Origin of the sequence: Citreicoccus inhibens, assembly GCF_019039035.1 — a bacterium.
GTDB lineage: Bacteria > Myxococcota > Myxococcia > Myxococcales > Myxococcaceae > Citreicoccus > Citreicoccus inhibens.
Window position 1 is genome coordinate 266,424 of the sequence record NZ_JAHNZT010000002.1, and the last position, 18,557, is coordinate 284,980.

The window sequence follows — 18,557 nt, forward strand, 5'->3', positions numbered from 1 at the left end:
CAATGGAAGAAGGGGAAGTATGGCGGCGGAACGTTTGCAGAAGTATCTGGCTCGCGCGGGAGTGGCTTCGCGCCGGCACGCAGAGGAACTCATCACCGCTGGCCGGGTGACGGTGAACAACAAGACGGTGACGGAGCTGGGCAGCCGGGTGGAGCCCGGTACGGACCTGGTCGCGGTGGATGGCAAGCTCGCCACGCCGCCTGAGGAGACTTCCTACTTCCTGCTGTACAAGCCCGTGGGCGTCGTGACGACGCTGTCGGATCCGCAGGGCCGTCCCACGGTGGCCGGCTACGTCGAGGAGACGGGCAAGCGGCTGTTCCCGGTGGGGCGCCTGGACTACGACGCCGAGGGCGCGCTGCTCTTCACGGATGACGGCGCGCTCGCGCACAAGCTCACGCACCCCAGCTTCCAGGTTCCTCGCACGTACCTGGCCAAGGTGAAGGGCGTGCCGGACGCGGCCACGCTGGACAAGCTGCGCGGCGGCGTGCGGCTCGAGGACGGCATGGCCACGCCAGTGTCCGTGGACGTCTTCGAGCGGGCCGAGCGCAACACGTGGCTCAAGTTGGTGGTCGCCGAGGGGCGACCGCACCTCATCAAGCGCCTGTGCGCGGCGGTGGGGCACCCCGTGGTTCGCCTGTTCCGCCCGGCCTATGCGGGCATCCAGGTGGAGGGGCTGCGCCCGGGGGCGCTGCGCCCGCTGTCGGCGCAGGAAGTGAAGTTCCTCCAGGGCGTGGCGGACGGAACGGTCACGCCGCCGGACGTGTCGCTGAAGCTGCCGCCTCGGCGCCATGGGCGCTCGGCGCCGGGCTTCGAAGGCATGGAGGACGACGAGGAGCTGTCGATGGATGACGACGCCCCCCTCATGCCCAAGCGCAAGGCGGCCGAGACGAGCGCGCCGCGCGCCCGCAAGGCCGCGGGTGGCGAGCGTTCGGAGCGTGCCGAGCGGAAGGCTCCGTCCGAGGGTGGAACGCGCACGGCGCGGTTCGCGTCGCGTTCGCGCGATGGTGAGGCCGGTGAGCGCCCGGCGCGCCGCGGCTGGAAGGAAGAGGACGACGCGGCCGAGACTCCGTCAGCCGACGCGGGTCGTCCGGAGCGGCGCGAGTGGAAGCCCGCGGGCGAGTCTCGTGGCGCTGGCAAGTCTGCGGGTGCGCCTCGGGGCCGCTTTGGCGGCGATGAGGGCGGGGCTCGCGGCGGTCGCTTCGGGGCTTCCGAACGTGGCTCGCGTGGTGGTTCGCGCTTTGGCGCGGGCAAGCCGGCGGGTGCACCTCGCGGTCGCTTTGGCGGCGACGAGGGTGGAGGCCGTGGCGCTCGCTTTGGCGGCGAGGGCGGCTCCCGCGGCGGAGCCCGGTTCGGCGCTGGCGAGGGTGGAGCGCGTGGCGGTTCGCGTTTCGGCGCGGGCAAGCCGGCGGGTGCGCCTCGGAGCCGTTTCGGGAGTGACGAGGGCGGGGCCCGCGGCGGCTCTCGCTTCGGGGCTTCCGAGAGCGGGGCTCGCGGCGGTTCGCGCTTCGGCGCGGGCAAGCCGGCGGGTGCGCCTCGGAGCCGCTTCGGGAGTGACGAGGGTGGGGCTCGTGGCGGCTCTCGCTTCGGTGGTTCCGAGGGGGGAGCGCGTGGCGCTTCGCGCTTCGGCGCGGGCGCGCCTCGCGGCCGTGCTGGCGCTGATGAGGGCGGAGCCCGGGGTGGTTCTCGCTTCGGTGGTTCCGAGGGTGGCGCCCGGGGTGGCTCGCGCTTCGGCGCGGGCAAGCCGGCGGGGGCTCCTCGGGGTCGCTTCGGAGGTGACGAAGGCGGGGCCCGGGGTGGCTCGCGCTTCGGTGCCTCCGAGGGCGGGGCTCGCGGCGGTTCGCGCTTCGGCGCGGGCAAGCCAGCGGGCGCGCCTCGCGGTCGCTTCGGTGGCGATGAGGGTGGGGCTCGTGGTGGCTCCCGCTTCGGCGGTTCCGAGGGGGGGGCGCGTTTTGGCGCGGGCAAGCCGGCCGGGGCTCCTCGGGGTCGCTTCGGTGCCTCCGAGGGTGGCGCTCGGGGTGGTTCGCGCTTCGGCGCGGGCAAGCCGGCTGGGGCTCCTCGGGGTCGCTTCGGTGCCTCCGAGGGTGGGGCTCGCGGCGGTTCGCGCTTCGGCGCGGGCAAGCCGGCCGGGGCTTCGCGGGAGCGCTTCGGAGGAGACGAGGGCGGTGGTCGCGCCCCTCGCTCGGCGGGCGGTTCGCGTGGTGGCTTCGGGGCTGGCAAGCCTGCCGGCCGTCCTGAGCGGCGGGAGTGGAAGCCCGCGGGTGAGGAGCGTGCGCCACGTGGACGCGCGCCTCGGTCCGGTGGCTCCGAAGGGCGCTCCTGGGCGCCGTATGACGCCTCGGGCCGTCCTCAGGAGCGCGTCGTGAAGGCGGGCTCGCGCCGTGGGGCCTCGGACGACTTCGGGTCCAAGCCCCCTCGTGGGGGAGCCGGCCGTCCGCCGTCGCGGGGTCCTCGCCGTCCCTCCTGAGTCGGGTAGGGAAGAGCCGCCCCCAGTGGGCGGCTCGGGGGCGCGTTGATATAACCCCGGCCGCAATCTCCACCGTCTGCCTCCTCGGAGAACGATGCGAACCGGCGCGCGCCCCCTCATTCTCGCAATGGCACTGGTCCTCGGGTGCAATGGCAGCCGGGACCAGCTCCTGGCTGACATTCAGAGTCCTCGTCCGGAGATTCGCGCCGCGGCGGTGAAGAAGCTGGCCACCCAGGGCAACGCGGATGACTTGGTCCTCTTCACCCGCGCGGCCAAGGACCTCGCCGCCATCGTGCGCGGCGAGGCCGCTGTCGCCCTGGGAGAGAGTCAGGATCCTCGCGTCGTCGATCTCCTCGGCGAACTGCTGGAGGACCCCGACGAGGATGTCCAGGGCCGCGCCGCCATGGCGCTCGCCAAGGTCAAGAACGACAAGGCCAAGGGCTACCTCAAGCTTCAGTACGGTCGCCGCGGCCGAGCCACGCGACAGGTCATCGTCCAGGCGCTCAAGAGCGCGAACGTTCCAGGCGCGATGGCCGAGGTCGTCGCCGCCGAGTCCAAGGGCCTCTGGGAGCGCAACCTCCTGGCCCTGACCGAGGGCGCGCTGCCCGAGCGCGTGGGCGCCGCGGAGGAGCTGGGCAAGAGTGGCCGCGCCGAGGCCGTCAATCGCCTCCTGCCGCTCGTGCGTGACAGCCAGGTCATCCTCGCCGCCGCCGCGGTTCGTGGCCTCGGCGACGCGGGAGACAAGGCCGCTGTCGGTCCCATTGGGCTGCTCCTCGACGAGAGCTTCCCGGAGCTGCGCGAGTCCGCGCTCATCGCGTTGATGAAGTTGCAGGACCCGGCCATCGCGCCGCGCCTCCAGGCCGTGGCCATGGAGAAGAGCGCCGTGAGCCCTCAGGCCACGGACGCCATCCTGTCTTTCCCGCGCACGCCCGCGACGGACGCGGCGCTGTGTGCCATCGCGCTCGATGGCGCGCGTGCCGAGGCCCTGGCTTCTGGCCGGGCCATGCGTCAGCGCGGTGGATGCCCCGCGGAGCCCATCGCGGAGCGCCTCTCGCGAGCGACCACCGCAGCCAGTGGACTCCAGGCGATCATGGGCCTGGGGCCGTCCGCGCAGGCCCTGCTTCCCAAGGTGGCTCCCTGGCTGAACCAGGCGGATGCGGGCCTGCGTGGGCTCGCGGTGGAGGCCGTGGCCGCCGTGGGAGATGCGTCCGTCGTCCCCGTGCTTCAGAAGCTGTACGAGCAAGAGGTGAAGGGGCTCGCGGCGCTGCGCGCGGATTGGGTCTCGGAGCCGCTGCCGCGCCAGTACGGCCCGGGCTTCGATCCGGACGCGCCCGTCGCATCGGGGCGGGGGAGCGATGATGGCCGAGCGGCCCGTCATGCGCAGCTGTTCGATCGGATCCGCGCGCTCAACGCGGCGCGGGCCCGCGCGGCGGGGCGGGAAGTGGTTCCGCCGCGTGCCCCCTCGGAGCTTTGCGACGACGTGGATTCTGCCCGCCTGGTGCCGTTGGCCAGCCTCTTGGGTGCGCTCGGCGAGCTGAAGGCCCCCGGGGCGCTGGAGCTCCTGACGGGCTATGCGAACGATTCGAGCACCACGCTGCGCACCGCGGCGCTGGTGGGGCTGACGCATCTGGGGCCCGAGGGTGTGGCCCTGGCGAAGTCCGCGCTCCTGGAGCCGGACCGCGATCTCCAGAAGGCGCTCGCCCAGGCCCTCTCCGAGCAGGCCGAACCGGGGCGGGACGCGCTGGTCGAGGCGCTGCCGAAGATGGGCGGCGAGAAGCTCCTGGTGTTGGACGCGCTGTCTCACAGCACGACGGTGCCCCCCGCGGCGTCCGAGTCGCTTCAGGCCGTGGTTCGCGAAGGCGGCCCCGAGGCCGCCCTGGCGGCGTCGCTGCTGGGGCGGATCCCCGCCAAGGACGCGGTACCCACGCTGCTCAAGGCGCTGGACGAGACGAACAGCGTGGCGCGCCGGGATGTGCTGCTCGCCCTGGGGGCGATTGGAGATCCGCGTGCGGCGGATGCCGTGGCGCGCGACCTGTACCACGACCTCCCCGAGATTCGCGCGGCAGCGGCGCGGGCGCTCAAGGAGATTGGCGGCGGGCCGCAGAGTGAGCCGCTCGATGCGCTCAAGGGCGACTACTTCCGCTCGGTCCGCGAGGCAGCGGGATCGGCGCTCGCCAAGGGAGGCACCGCTTCCGAGGGGGCTCACTAGATGGAACTGCGCCAGCTCAAGGACAAGGCCACCGAGGCCTTCACCAAGGGGCGCTTTTCCAAGGCCGCGGAGCTATACGACGAGTACTGCCGGGCCGATCCGAAGGATCATCAGTCGCGCTTGCGGCTGGGGGATGCCTGGTCCAAAGCGGGGCAGCGCGTGCGAGCCATCGCCGCGTATCAATCCGCCGCGGAGGGCTTCGCCCGTGAGGGTTTCCTCCCCAGAGCCATCGCGGCCAGCAAGCTGATCCTCGAGCTGGATCCGCAGCACAGCGGTGTGCAGCAGATGCTCGCGGACCTCTATGCTCGCCGAGGCACGCCAGCCTCTCCGCGTGCGCGCAGGCCCGAGGGGCCGCCTCCCGCCGCGGCGACCGCGATGGGGCCGGAGCTGCCAGTCCCGCTGGCGTCGCCACGTCCCACGCCGTTGGCGCTGGACGTGGCGGGCGCGCCCGTGGACCTCTCGGACGAGCTGCCGCTCGAGTTGGCTCGGCCCATGGCGGCCGTTGAGTCTGATGCGGTCGTGGTGACCGTCGAGGTGGAGGTCGAGCCCGCGGATGTCACGGGGGTGGAGATCTTCCCGGCAGATGCCTCCGGACCTGTGGATACGCGGTCGCTGCCGCCCGGGATGTCTCCGCGAGGAGCGGGCCGTGCGCCTGCGGTGGGCGGGTTGGGGGGCGCAACGCCCGGGACGGCTCCGGCGTCATCCACAGCCTCCGCCGCGCGTGCAGGGGCGGGGGGCCTTCCCGAGGCCGCGCCATGGCCAGTGGCCGCCGCGACGGTAGATGCCGGAGCTCGTGCGGAACTCGCTCCGCGCACTGAAGTTGCTCCTGGCGTGGCGGCTGCGCCGGGTGGGCAGCCATCGCGGTGGACGGCGCTTGCTGCGCCGATGCACAGCGCTGCCCCCACGTCTGAGCCTACGGTGGCCCGCGCGCCGACCGCGGCCCCTCCCGGACTTCGGCCTCGTCGCGCGGAAGCCGCGCATGGGGCGAATAGCGCGGCTCGTGCGGATGCGGCGCCTCGTGCGTCGGTGCCCGTGAGTGCTCCTGCGCGCCCCTCCGCGGTGGTCTCTTCGTTCACGGAGTTGGAGCTGGAGGCGGACTCGCTGCTCCATGCCGTGGAGCTGGCGGCTCGCGCGGGCAGCGAGGCTCGGGCGGTGGATGTCTCCGTGGAGGAAGAGGCGTATCCCCTCACGGAGGAACTCGGCGCCGAGTCTGCGGATCTGGAAGCGCTGCCCTCCATCCCGCTGTTCTCGGATCTGCCTCGCGAGGCATTCATCGCGCTGTTCGAGCGCTGCCCGCTGCGGCGATTCGGCGCGGGCGAGCGGATCATCGAACAGGGCAGTCTGGGCGATGCCTTCTACGTCATCTGCGAGGGCCGTGTGCGCGTCTTCCGCGAGGACTCCGGTCGTCGCGACGTGCTGGCCACGCTCGAAGGTGGCACCTTCTTCGGCGAGATGGCGCTGCTCTCTGGCGCGCCGCGGACCGCGTCGGTCGAGGGCGCCTCCGAGGACACGCAGCTCTTGGAGATCTCCGCATCCGTGCTCGCGGAGCTGTCGCGGAGCTATCCGCAGGTGGCCCAGGCCCTCAAGAAGTTCTGCCGCGAGCGCCTGCTCGTGAACGTCATGAATGGCTCGGCGCTCTTCCGTCCGTTCAGCCGGAAGGACCGCCGTGGCCTCGTGGAGCGCTTCCGTGCGCGCGACGTCGAGCGCGACGATGTCATCATCCGGGACGGCGCCGCGACGGATGGGCTCTACGTCGTCCTGTCCGGAGAGGTGGAGGTCCACAAGGACGGCCACTTGCTGACGCGGCTCAAGGAGGGAGATCTCTTCGGAGAGATTTCCCTGCTCCAGAAGACGCCCGCCACCGCGACGGTGATGGCCGCGCGACACACCACGTTGCTGCGGTTGCCTCGCGAGGACTTCGACCAGCTCATCTCCAGCCACCCGCAGATCCTCGTGCTCGTGTCGGAGCTGACCGACGAGCGCCTCCGTCGAACCGAGGCGCTCTTGAGCACGCACGCGGCGGGGACCGACACGCACGATCTCGACGAGGACCTCATCCTCGTCTGAGGGCTCGCTACTTCCCCTTCGAGATCAGCTCCTCGCGGGTGGCGATCCCCCGCGACTCCATCACCGCCATCACCCCGCGCAACACGCGCGCCTGCTGCGCGACCATCCGCTCCAGGTCCGAGACCTGCTGCGTGAGCGCCTCCACCCGACGCGCCAACTCCGACTCGCGCGGGGGGCTCGCGACCGGGAGCGGTGAGGCGCGGGCGGTCTCAGGCTCGGCGGGTGGGGCCAACTCGAAGAGGGCCTCTTCCATGCCGAACGTGAGCGGGGTCGCGGCGGTGGCGGTGACCTCGCCGTGGTAGTTGCGGCGGATGGCGCGCTCGATGGACGACGCGCTCGCCACCACGACGCCGATGCGCAGGCCCGCGTGGAAGGCCAGCTCTTGGAGCGACTCCACGTTCGTCGGGTCGGCCGTGGCCACGGTCAGCAACTTGTGCGCGAGGTCCACCGCGGTGGGGAACACCGTGTAGCGCTCGGCGATGTCCACGCGCAGCGCCTGGAGCGCGGGCGGAGAGGGGACGAACGACTCCAGCTCCACCGTGGGAATGGAGAGCTGCCGTGACAGTGCATGGACCATGGAGCTTTCGTCCACGTAACCCATCTGCACCAACGTCAGGCCGAGCCGTCCACCCCACTTGCGTTGCTCCGCGAGCGCGGAGCGCAGCTGCGTCTCCGTGAGCAGACCCGCGTCCATGAGGATTTCACCCAGGCGGCGCTTGCGGCCCATCGAGGGTGCGGAAGGTGGGGGCGACAGGGGATTCACAGCCGCCCAGCATACCAGCGAGCAGGCGAGGTCGCGTCCGTGGATCCTGCTCGGGAAGGCGCCTGCGGGGCTCGGTTGAGGTAGCTTTTGCACATGGCTCGAAGTCTGTTCATGGGAATCCTTGGGTTGCTCATCTCCGGCTGTGCCACCCAGCGGTTGGCGGGCGCGGACCTGGACAGCGTGCAGCGGCCCGCCTTCATCTCCCGCATCGAGGATGGCGCGGGGCCTCGCAGCATGGTGTTCCGCGATGATGACTCCTATGGGGGCAAGCTGAAGAAGCTGGAGCCGAAGGAGGCGGACCGCCGGCTCGTGGTGAAGCTCCAGAGGGCCGTCACGCGCTTCGAGATCTCCGAGCGCCTGCGCGTCAACACGCTGACGCAGTTGCCGCGCGAGGCGCCGTGGACGCAGACGGTGGACCCCGCGCAGGTGGCCTCGTCGCTGGAGAGCTTCCTGGTGGAGGAGGTCCCCGCGAACGCGCCGGACTACGAGCTGCTCTCGCCGCTGGGCGCGGACACCATCGTCGAGTTCGTCATCCAGGGCTACGGCATGCGCAGCAAGGGCGGACACGCGGGCGCGTTCGTCGAGGGCTACGGGCGCATGTTCTCCCTGAGTGGTCGCTCGGAGGTGTGGCGCCGGCCGTTCCATGTGGATCAGGTCGCCGCGGGCGCGCCGCACCTGGATCCCTTCAAGGTGGGCAAGGATCCGGAGCTGTTCCGGCTCGCGGTGACGGCGATGCTGGACGAAGTGGCCGCGACGTTCGTGAAGGACCTCACGCCGAAGGACCGACACGGGAGTGCTCCCAAGGCCGCGCCCGCGCGGCTGGAGGGGAACGGACCGGACAGCGTGCATGTGACGGGGCGCCAGGCCGCGCCCCCCAAGCCCGCCGAGCCAGAGCTTCCCGCGGGCGAGCTTCCCGCGCCGGATCCCTGAGTCAGAACAGCGCGTGCTCGGCCAGCAGCACGGCGAGGCCGACGACGAAGCTGAGCAGCGTCACCGGGAGGCCCACGCGCAGGTAGCGCATGAAGCTCATGTGTACCTTGCCGCGCGCGGCCTCGAACACGATGAGGTTCGCCACGCTGCCCACCAGCGTGAGGTTGCCCGCCAGCGTGGAGCCGAGCGCGAGCACGTGCCAGCCCAGCTCGGGGTTCTGCAGGCCGGGCACCCAGGAGCGCGCCAGCATCACGAAGGGCACGTTGCTGAAGATGTTGGAGCCCACCAGGGTCAGCGTGGCGAACCCGAGCGTCTCGCGCCACGGCGGCCCTGCCATCAGCGGTGAGAACAGCCGGCGAATGGCCTCGGCCCAGCCGCCCTGGTTCACGCCGTACACGACGACGAACAGGCTGGCGAAGAACAGGAGCAGCACCCAGTCCAGGCGCTCCAGGTATCGCCTCGGCTCCAGGCCGCTGAGCGTCATCACCGCGACGCCACCGGCCAGCGCGCTCCAGCTCATGGGCAGGCCCAGGAAGAACGCAATCACGACGCCGAGCAGCGAACCCAGCGCGAGCCACATCAGCCGCCGGTTCACGTCGGACGGAGGCGGGTGGGGATCGAATCGCCGCTCGGGGAGGTCGTAGCGGAAGAGGTACACCAGCGCTCCGGCGACGATGACGGTCGAGAGCAGCGCGGGCAGCGCCATGTAGGCCGCGAAGCTCGCATAGGACAGGCCCGAGGCTCCCTGGATGAGCATGTTCTGCGGGTTGCCGGTGAAGGTGGCCACCGAGCCGCTGTTGCTGCCCATGCAGATGGCGAGCAGGTACGGCACGGGCGGCAGGTCGACCTCCTCGACCACCGCGAGCACCAGCGGGGTCAACATCAGGCACACCGTGTCGTTGACGAGGAACGCGGAGAGGCCCGCGCTCACGAACGTCACCGCCACGAGCAGCCGGCGCGGCGTATGCGCCACCCGCACCGCCTGGGCTCCTGCGAGGCGGAAGACATTCGCGACCGACAGGTACTCGGCCAGCAGCATCATCCCGAGCAGCAGCAGGATGGTGTCGCCGTCGATGGCGCGCCCGCTCGGCAGCGTGCTGTGGCCCAGGACCTGGGCGGGGGTGACGATGCCGAAGACGACCATGAGCAGGGCGCCCAGCAGCGCACCACCCGCGCGGTCCAGCTTGAGCCCGGGCACCTTCGCCCCGGCGATGAAGACATACGTGAAGAGGAAGATGGCGAGCGCCACGGTGCCGGCACACTACCCGAACCGAGGCGCTTCGCAGGTGCTCAGAAGACGAAGGGGAAGCGGACCGGCTCGCCCTGTTCACGATGGGGCGTGAAGGCCCACGCGCGGATCTTCCCCTCGATGCAGCGAGCCATGGGCGTGCCGCGCAGCCGACCATTCTCCAGCAGCACGTCCGTCACACGGCCCGTGGGCAGGATGTTCCAGCGAACGACGACCCGCTTGCCCTCGTTGGTCGCCGCGCCGGGCAAGGCCGCGCAGGTCGCCAGCTCCGACTGATTCGCGAGGACCACCGAGAAGATGTCCTCCTGCGCCAGCTTCGCTGGCATCGCCTTCACCGAGGGATCCGGAGGAATCCACACGGACGGCTTCGGTGCTGCGGGGCGGGGGGGCGGGTGCTCCAGCTCATGGGCGTAGGCCTCGTCCGGGCCGATGTCTTCACCGGACTCCTTGGGCGGCGCGGGCGGTGGCGGAGTGCCGTCGTGGGGCGGCGGCTGGGTGACCTCGGGCTGGGTTCGGGCTCGGCCAGACAGGGGCGCCACGGACGAGGCGCGCACGTGAACTTCTGGCGCGAGCGGCGGCAGCGGCGTCCCTTCGTCCGCCTCGGTGTCTCGCGCGGCGCCCTTCTTGGACGGGGGCGGCTCGTCGTCCGAGTCGTCATCCGTTCGCGACGTCACGGGCGCAGGAGCGCGCAGCGCGGCGACAGGCGCTCCCGGCGAGGGGGCCGGAGGTGCCGAGGCGGGCGCTGCCTCATGCACGGCCTCGGTCGCGACGGATGGCGCACTCGCGACCGTCGCCGTGGGAACGGTGGGCGCCGGGTCCTGAATCGGCGGAGGAGGGGGCGCGGGGACGGTTGTCTCGGCCGGGAGGGCCTGCGCTTGGGGCGCGGGCGCTGCTTCATGCTGCGCGAGCGGAGGCGTCGGGCTCCGATTCCCCACGTAGACGAGCACCGCCGCCACGGCCGCGCCTCCGAGGAGGCCCCCGCCCAGCAGCGGCACGAGCCCAGAGAGCCAGCGCCGCTTCCGCGTGCCCCCCTGCGACGAAGGCTCGTGACCACTCGGTGCCGAGTCGCCGGCGAGCATGGGCACGAGGAGCGTTGGATCTCCCGAGATGTCTCGCGGCGCGGCGGCCGCGCGCGCAGGTTCGGGCTCCGCCTGGTGTGCGGGCGAACTGGCTTCGATGGGGACCGCGGCGACCGGCGTCGCCAGTGCCTCGGTGCTCGATGACGTCCGCGGCGACGGGGCGGCCTGCACGGGCGCGTTGGGCTGCGCCGCGGGCGCTCGGTGGACCGGGGCTTGAGGTGCCGGGGCGGACTGTGCCGCGGGGGCTTGGGGCACCACCGCCTGGGCGGGGGACACCACCTGTGCCGATGTCGCTGGCGCCGGCATTGAACCGGGCGCGAGCACCTCACGAAGCTCCGTCAGCTGATGAATGGGCTGCCAGGCCGCGAGCCCCTCGCGCCAGCAGAGTGAATCGGCGTGCAGCTCACCGCGCTGCCAATGGCCCCGCAGGGCGGCGACGTCGTAGGGCCCGGTGATTCTTCCACCCATGACCGCGTACCAGGCGTGACTCGGCGGGCTCTCTTCCTTCGGCGGCTCGGGGGGGCCATCGAGCGGGCTCGCGCGCTGCGAATAGCGCGTGCCTCGGTGCAGGCGCTCGGAGCCCACATCCCAGCGCGAGCGCGGCGCCGGCGCGCGGGGGACCACGGCGTTGCGCGCGGTGCGAAGCTGGCCGACGAACGCATCCAGCTCCGACTCCGACACCTCACCCAGGACGGAGGACCGGTCCGCCTCGGGAGTGGCCGGGGGTTTTCCACCATCCTCAGGGTTGCTGCCCATGCTGCTGCTCCTTCATCGCTCGCCAGGGCCGGGACCCAAGGACCCCGGTGACTTTGGACCCGGAGGCACCGCTCCCGCGCGCGAGCCTACTCAACCTTGCTGACGTGCGACGCCACCGCAAGCCAATGTCCGTCCCGCAAGACAAAGACGTTCGTGTAGCGAAAGGTGATGGCCAGTGGGCGATCGTTCCAGAGTCCCCGCAGCTGGGCGCGGCCCGTGGTGACGGCGCTGTCGCCGTACACGCGCGCCTGTCGATCATCGAGCGCGAGCGGCTCCAGGCTGCGCTCGGGCATGGCCACCGTCTGGAGGTAGCGCTCGCGGCACTCGACGGACGGGTCGAGCCCGCTCAGCACGAAGTCGTCCGCCAGGAACTTCTCCAGTCCGGCCGAGTCCTTCGCGACCAGGGCCGCGTACCACGCCTGCTCGGTCTCCAGGACCGCGGCCTCCGTCATGCCCGCTGCCGCGCTGCCTCGCGTCGAGGCGCAGCCCATGAGTCCGAGGGCGAGCAGCATGGGCGTGATGCGGCGCATGGGGGCTCCATGAAAAGGGGGACGCGAGGGTACCGGAAGCGCCCGACCACTGCTCCCTATTCCTGGGGGCGCTCCCTCGTCCGCTGTGTCGGTAGGACTCCCCGTTATCCTTGATGACCACTCAGCGCGAGGGCGACGGCTGAGTTCGCGCGTTGTCTCGCTCGGTGCACGTCTGTACAGTGCCCGGCCCATGAAGTCCGTGAAGGAACCCGAGGCGTTCTCCGGGGCTCGCCGCACGCCGTGGTCGGGTCCTCGCGGGCTCGACGCCGTCCTCCAGGGGTGGCAGCGCGATCGCCAGCTCTGGTCCTGCTTTGCCCTCGACGAGGTGACTCCCGCGCGGACCGGCTCCTTCGCGCCCGTGCCCGAGGACGTCGCGCCCCAGGTTCGAGAGGCGCTCCGGCGCCGCGGCGTCGAGCAGCTCTTCTCGCACCAGGCCGAGGCGTACCAGCGGGCCCGCGAGGGCCAGGACCTGGTCATCGCCACCCCCACGGCCTCGGGCAAGAGCCTCTGCTACAACCTGCCGCTGCTGGACCGCTTCGCGCGCGAGCCTCAGGCGCGTGCGCTCTACCTGTTCCCCACCAAGGCCCTGTCGCGCGATCAGGAAGAGTCGCTGCGCGCGTTCATGCGCGAGGCGGGGCTGGAGCACGGCGCCATCACCTTCGACGGCGACACGCCCGGGGACGCGCGGCGCGCGGCCCGTGAGCGCAGCGGCGTGGTGCTCACCAACCCGGACATGCTCCACACGGGCATCCTGCCGCACCACGCGGGCTGGGCGCGCCTGTTCGCGAACCTGCGCTACGTCGTCATCGACGAGCTGCACACGTATCGCGGTGTGTTCGGCTCGCATCTGGCCAACGTGCTTCGGCGCCTGCAGCGGGTCGCGCGCTTCCATGGCTCGTCGCCCACGTTCATCCTGGCTTCGGCCACCATCGGCAACCCGAAGGCGCATGCCGAGCGGATGCTGGGGCGCAAGGTCGCGCTGGTGTCGGAGAGCGGGGCGCCCTCGGGTGAGCGGCGCGTGCTCGTCTACAACCCGCCGGTGGTGAACGCCGAGCTGGGCATCCGCGCCAGCTACCTCAAGAGCGCGGTGCGGCTGACCGCCGACCTGGTGCGCTCCGGCGTGTCCACGCTGCTGTTCGGACAGTCGCGCAACAATATCGAGGTGATGCTCAAGTACCTGCGGGATCGGTTCGTCGAGGAGAAGCTGGACCCTTCGCTCATCCAGGGCTACCGCGGGGGCTACCTGCCCGGGACGCGGCGCTCCACTGAAGCGGCCATGCGCGCGGGCGAGGTGCGCTGCGTGGTGGCCACGAACGCGCTGGAGCTGGGCATCGACATCGGCTCGTTGGACGCGGTGGTGTGCGCGGGCTATCCGGGCTCGGTGGCCGCGCTGTGGCAGCGCTTCGGTCGCGCGGGACGCCGCGGCGCGGGCAGTCTGGCGCTGCTCGTCACCTCCAGCGCGCCGTTGGATCAATACCTCGCGGGAGATCCGCGCGCGCTCACGGGCGCTCCGGTCGAGCACGCGCGCATCGATCCGGACAACGTGGAGATTCTCGTCCAGCACCTCAAGTGCGCCGCGTTCGAGCTGCCCTTCGAAGAGGGCGACTCCTTTGGCGACGTGCCGGTGGAGAGCACCACCGAGGCGCTCGGGTTCCTGGCGCAGCACCAGGTGGTGCATCCCTCGTCGGGCGAGGGGGGACGCCGGGTGTTCCACTGGTCCTCGGATGCGTACCCAGCCAACCATGTGTCGCTGCGCAGCGTGGGCTGGGACAACGTGGTCATCATCGAGCTGGGCTCGGATCGGACCCTGGCGGAGATGGACTTCCGCTCGGCGCACACGATGCTGCACGAGCAGGCCATCTATCAGCACGAGGGCGAGCAGTATCAGGTCGAGCGCTTGGACCTGGAGAACCACAAGGCCTTCGTGCGCAAGGTGGCGCCGGACTACTTCACCGACGCGATGACCTACGTCCGCGTGAATGTCATCCAGGAGGACCAGGGCGCGCCGCTCGGGCCGGTGCTCCAGGTGGGCATGGGCGAGGTGTCCGTCATCGAGAAGGTGGTGGGCTACAAGAAGATCAAGTTCCACACGCACGAGAACGTCGGCTACGGCGACGTGCGCCTCCCCGAGATGCAGATGCACACCACGGCGCTGTGGCTGACGGTGCCGGAGTCGGTGGTGCGCTCGCTCGACGCGCCCCGGCCCGCGGTCATCGATTCCTTGCGCGGGCTGGCGACGGCGCTGCGCACGGTGGCGTGCGTGGGGTTGATGATCGACCCGCGCGACCTCGGCAAGACGCTGGGCAATCGCGACGAGGCGGACGGTCCGCCGCGCAAGGATGGGAGCGTGGGCTTCGACCCCACCCTCTTCCTCTACGACAACATCCCCGGCGGCGTGGGGCTGGCGGCGCGGCTGTTCGATCAGCGCGACGAGCTGCTGCTGCGCGCGCGCAAGCTGCTGGAGACGTGCGCGTGTGAAGAGGGGTGCCCGGCGTGCATCGGTCCGGCGGCGGGGAACGTGCCGGGCGCGGCACCGGTGGACGTGCATCCGCGCAAGCGGCTGGGGCTCGACGTGCTGGCCGCGCTGGGCATCGCGGGCGTGCAGTAGTCGAGGGGCGCGGGCATGGACCTGAAGCGCAAGCTGTCGCGGCTCACCAGTGCGGGGCCGGGAGGTCGGCCCGTCGCCAAGGCCGCGGAGCCGCCGGTCTCGCCCGAGCCCGTGGCCGCGGAGGCCGAGTCCTCTGTCTCGGCGCCCGAGCCCGAATCGTCCGCGCCGCCCTCCACGGATCCGCGCGTGGAGGCCCTGCGGCGGTTGCTGACGGGGTGGGCTGAGCGCCAGGGGACCGCTTCAGCGCGTCGGGCCGTGGGGCCCGTGCCGCCTCCGACGCCGCTGCCCGTGGAGGCCCGCGAGACGCCTCACGGCACCGTGCACGTGTCCGAGCGACTGCTCCCGCCAGGGCACCGGCATGGCAGTGCCCCCTTGGACGGCGCGCTGGACGCGGACGCCGCGCTGGTGGCAAGCCTCGCGCTGCATCCGGAGCTGGCCGGGGTGGATCTCCAGCGGATGCTGTTGCTCGACACCGAGACCACCGGGCTCGCGGGCGGAACGGGCACCGTGCCGTTCCTCGTAGGCATGGCGTGGTTCGAGGGCCGGGCGCTGCGCGTGCAGCAGCTCTTCTTGCGTCGCTTGGGCGAGGAGGGCCCGCTGCTGCGCATGCTCGCCGAGCGCCTGGCGGAGGCGTCCTGCCTGGTGACGTACAACGGCAAGAGCTTCGATTGGCCCTTGCTGCGAACGCGCTTCGTGCTGAACCGCGTGCCCACGCCAGCCGTGCCACCGCATCTGGATCTGCTGCACTGCGCGCGGCGCGTGTTCAAGCACCGGGGCAGTGGCGCGCGGTTGGTGCACCTGGAGGAGCAGTGGCTGGGCCATCGGCGGGTGGGGGACGTGGATGGCTCGTTGATTCCGGAGCTGTACTTCCGCTTCCTGCGTGGCACGGATGGCTCGGAGCTCACGGGGGTGCTGGAGCACAACGTGAACGATCTGCTCCTCCTGGCGGCGCTGCTGGGGGAGATGGTCCGGCGCTTCCGGGCGGTGGGCGGCGCGGGGGAGGATCCGCGAGACCTCCTGGGCTTCGCGGGCGTGGCCGAGCGCGCGGGGGACGCCGAGCGGGCTCGGGCCTTCGCGCAGGCCGCGGCCGAGGGGGGCCGAGGCGACGTGGGGTTGGAGGCGCTGGTGCTGGCCTCGCGCGTGTCACGCCGCGCGGGGGACAACGAGGAGGCGGTGACGTACCTCCACCGGGCCCTGACCACCGCGCGTGGCGCGCAGGCCGCCGAGCTGCACCTGTCCCTGTCCAAGCTGTATGAGCACGCGCTCAAGCGGCTGCCGCGCGCGCTGGAGCATGCCCGGCTCGCGGCGGCGGCCGAGCTGCCCGAGGCCCACCGGAGCCGCGTCGAGCGATTGGAGCGCAGGGTGTCCCGCGGAGCGCGAGAGCTGCCTCTCGCGCTCGACGTCGAGCCCCGCGGGAGCGTCAGGACTTCTGGTTGAGCCCCGCGGCGATGGAGCGCACCAAGGCGCGCGGGCTGAAGCGCACCATCTCCATGCCGAACCAGTTGGCCACGCCGTGCACGGACAACACCCGGCCCTTCATCATCGCGCGGTAGGCATCCGCCGCGACGTCCGCGGCCTGGGCGACGCCGGGCCGTTGGAACAGGCGGGACTTCTCCGTGCCCGCCCGTGAGGCGAACTCGGTGCGCGTCGCACCCGGGCACGCGCACGTCACCGTCACGGGGGTGTCCTTCAGCTCGTACGACAGCGCCTCGGAGAACGACACCACGAAGGCCTTGGTCGCGTAGTACGTGGCCATGTACGGCCCGGGCTGGAAGCCCGCGGTGGACGCGATGTTCAGCACGCGCCCGCTGCCGCGCTCGCGCATGGGCCGAACGAAGAGGTGCGTGAGCTTGAGGAGCGCGGTGCAGTTGACCTCCACCATCTCCGCCTCGCGCGCCAGCTCCAACTCCAGGAAGGCCCCCGCGGAGCCAAAGCCGGCGTTGTTGACGAGGAACTCGACCTCCAGGCCTCGGGCCTTCACGTCCTCGAAGAGGCGCTCGGGTGTCTCGGGCCGCGTGAGGTCCGCGGGCAGCACATGCGCGCGGATGCCATGGTCCTTCTCCAGCTTCGTGGCGAGCGTCTGGAGTCGCTCGGCGCTCCTCGCCACGAGGATGACGTCATGCCCATCCCGAGCGAAGCACTCCGCGAACTGCTCGCCCAGGCCCATGGATGCGCCCGTGATGAGGGCCACTTTGCGCGACATGTCGTGTCTCCGATTGGTGTGCCCGGACGTCAGGGCACGGATTCAGTCATTCGAGGAGCGGGGCCCAACACCCGGTAGTGCCAGAAGGCGAACCCCGAGCGGCGCAGCATCGGAGCCGCGTCTCGCTCGAGCTCGACGCCGTGCTGCACCTGCCGCGTGGGAGGCACGGGTTCCTCCGCCTCGGTCTGGACCCAGACGGCGTCCGCGGCGGTCTTCATCGCGGGGATGTAGAACGGCGTCCGCTGATAGTCCCCGTCCTGGGGAAGGGGCCGGGCCGCGCGCTCGTCCGGGGGCTGCAACGCGGCGATCAGGTAGACGCACCAGTAGTTGCCCAGCAAGAGCGTGCCCGGGGCTGCCTCGGAGAGGGCGAGCGCCGCCGCTCGGGCATGGGTGTGGCGGAGGTGCTCCGGTGGCGTCGGCGGGAACACGGGGCCCGCGACGAGCAGCCCTCCCACCAGGACGATGCCCGCGGCGTGGCGAATCCTCGGCGAGACGCGCGCGGCGAGCTCCGAGAGGACGACGGCTCCCAGGCCCATCTGCGCGAACAGGAGGATGAGACAGAAATAGCGCGGGTTGTAGGCGTTCAGGCGCACGTGCTGGATGAGCACCAGGGCGGGAATCTGCGAGAGGGCCACGAGCGCACAGCCGGCCGCGAACCACGTCGTCGGAGAGGGGGGGCGGCCTTGTCGTCGCGCCGCCACCAACCCCCAGAGCACCGCGGCGACGAGGGCCGCGAGCACGAGCAGCGCGGGAGCAGGGCCGGTCATCAGTTGGCCCAGCACCTGCCGCGCGTTCTCCAGCAGATATCCCCGGTCCAGCATGAGGTCGGTCCGGTAGGCATGACCGAACGCTTGGCGCGAGAAGCGGTGGTAGAGGACCAGGAGCTCGCGCTCCACGAGGAACGCGCCCAGCAATGGCACCAGCGGCGCCAGTCGCCATGCGCGCGCCCGTCCGGTGCCCTCCAGGCGGGCCTTTGCCACTTCGAGCCCCGCGAGCACGAGCAGCGACGGGAGGCTCGAAGAGGAGATCCACATCGCGAGCGTCGCCGCGAGGAACGCGAGGGCGCCGTAGGCCACGACTCGGGGGGGCTCAGCGGCCTTTGCCTGGCCCCTCAGCGCAAGCCAGCTCCACACCAGGGCGACGACCTGCCAGCCATAGGGCTGCGAGAGGTCGAGCAAGTAACGCTCCTGCCCAGGCGATAGCACCAGGAGGAGCGGAATGAAGAGCCACAGCCCCCGTCGCATGGGCCCCGAGGGCACCAGCGCCCCGAGCACCAGCGCCGAGGGCCACAGCATCACGAACATCACGCGCTGGAGGCCCTCGGCCGTCCAGTTCGTCCCGCCCAGCGCGCGGGCCAGGAGGAAGGGCCACATGCCGAAGCGGTCCTGCCCGAAGTAGAAGAGGTGGAAGACGTCCAGCGTGCGCGCCCGCGTCACCAGGACCGGGATGGCGCTGTCGGACGTGAACTCGTGATGCCACGAGGAAGACGGCGAGATGAGGCGCAGGATCAGCGGCAGCGTGAGTCCCCAGCCCAGCCCGGCGACGAGGGTCGCGACGAGCGCCCCCCAGTTCGTTACGGCTCTCCATCGTTGCAACAGGTTCACGGGCCCTCGCCGGATTCGCGCCGCGGCTCCACCCTTGCCGCGGTCGGCCCGCGACTCTAGTCACAGCCCGGGGGGCTCACCCAAGGTGAAACACG

At 71.5% G+C, this 18,557-nt stretch carries 12 protein-coding genes; 6 read left to right on the forward strand and 6 right to left on the reverse strand.

The window, feature by feature from the left end; all coding sequences use genetic code 11:
* The first annotated feature begins 19 nt into the window (after positions 1-19).
* The 3 genes from KRR26_RS03705 to KRR26_RS03715 all read left to right on the forward strand — a co-directional run bounded on the left by KRR26_RS03705 (position 20) and on the right by KRR26_RS03715 (position 6,740).
* Entirely contained in the window at positions 20-2,464 is a 2,445-nt protein-coding gene (locus KRR26_RS03705; RefSeq protein ID WP_217079129.1) for a pseudouridine synthase, read from the forward strand.
* A 94-nt stretch (positions 2,465-2,558) separates the two neighbouring features.
* A complete protein-coding gene (locus tag KRR26_RS03710) occupies positions 2,559-4,673 on the forward strand; it encodes a HEAT repeat domain-containing protein (protein ID WP_120204040.1) in 2,115 nt (704 codons plus the stop codon).
* On the forward strand, positions 4,674-6,740 hold the full coding sequence (locus tag KRR26_RS03715; protein ID WP_217079130.1) for a cyclic nucleotide-binding domain-containing protein: 2,067 nt from the start codon (positions 4,674-4,676) through the stop codon (positions 6,738-6,740).
* 7 nt (positions 6,741-6,747) lie between these two features.
* Here the strand turns inward: KRR26_RS03715 and KRR26_RS03720 are convergent, their stop codons facing one another.
* Positions 6,748-7,434, reverse strand: a complete 687-nt coding sequence (locus KRR26_RS03720) for a GspE/PulE/PilB domain-containing protein (protein ID WP_217079131.1) — start codon at positions 7,432-7,434, stop codon at positions 6,748-6,750.
* A gap of 162 nt (positions 7,435-7,596) precedes the next feature.
* On the opposite strand from KRR26_RS03720, the gene KRR26_RS03725 reads away from it, so the two are divergent.
* Positions 7,597-8,433: a hypothetical protein gene (locus KRR26_RS03725; protein WP_217079132.1), complete on the forward strand. Its 837-nt coding sequence runs from the start codon at positions 7,597-7,599 to the stop codon at positions 8,431-8,433.
* A 1-nt stretch (position 8,434) separates the two neighbouring features.
* On the opposite strand, the gene KRR26_RS03730 is transcribed toward KRR26_RS03725, so the two are convergent.
* From KRR26_RS03730 to KRR26_RS03740, 3 genes are all read right to left on the reverse strand, one after another.
* A complete protein-coding gene (locus KRR26_RS03730; protein ID WP_217079133.1) occupies positions 8,435-9,682 on the reverse strand; it encodes an ArsB/NhaD family transporter in 1,248 nt (415 codons plus the stop codon).
* A 41-nt stretch (positions 9,683-9,723) separates the two neighbouring features.
* Positions 9,724-11,517, reverse strand: a complete 1,794-nt coding sequence (locus tag KRR26_RS03735; RefSeq protein WP_120204045.1) for a GYF domain-containing protein — start codon at positions 11,515-11,517, stop codon at positions 9,724-9,726.
* 86 nt (positions 11,518-11,603) lie between these two features.
* Positions 11,604-12,047, reverse strand: a complete 444-nt coding sequence (locus KRR26_RS03740) for a nuclear transport factor 2 family protein (RefSeq protein WP_120204047.1) — start codon at positions 12,045-12,047, stop codon at positions 11,604-11,606.
* A 190-nt stretch (positions 12,048-12,237) separates the two neighbouring features.
* Here KRR26_RS03740 and KRR26_RS03745 point away from each other — a divergent pair, with 190 nt between their 5' ends.
* Together KRR26_RS03745 and KRR26_RS03750 are read left to right on the forward strand one after the other, a co-directional pair.
* Entirely contained in the window at positions 12,238-14,655 is a 2,418-nt protein-coding gene (locus KRR26_RS03745; RefSeq protein WP_217079134.1) for a DEAD/DEAH box helicase, read from the forward strand.
* A gap of 15 nt (positions 14,656-14,670) precedes the next feature.
* Positions 14,671-16,092 carry a ribonuclease H-like domain-containing protein gene (locus tag KRR26_RS03750; protein ID WP_217079135.1) on the forward strand — a complete coding sequence of 474 codons (1,422 nt, stop codon included), beginning with the start codon at positions 14,671-14,673 and terminating at the stop codon, positions 16,090-16,092.
* Here the strand turns inward: KRR26_RS03750 and KRR26_RS03755 are convergent.
* Both KRR26_RS03755 and KRR26_RS03760 read right to left on the reverse strand, forming a co-directional pair.
* The gene (locus KRR26_RS03755; RefSeq protein ID WP_120204052.1) at positions 16,076-16,858 is read right to left on the reverse strand and encodes an SDR family NAD(P)-dependent oxidoreductase; all 783 of its coding nucleotides are present in this window, start codon (positions 16,856-16,858) and stop codon (positions 16,076-16,078) included. The genes KRR26_RS03750 and KRR26_RS03755 overlap by 17 nt on opposite strands.
* Positions 16,859-16,887: 29 nt before the next feature.
* Positions 16,888-18,462 carry a hypothetical protein gene (locus KRR26_RS03760; protein WP_217079136.1) on the reverse strand — a complete coding sequence of 525 codons (1,575 nt, stop codon included), beginning with the start codon at positions 18,460-18,462 and terminating at the stop codon, positions 16,888-16,890.
* Positions 18,463-18,557: the final 95 nt, after the last annotated feature.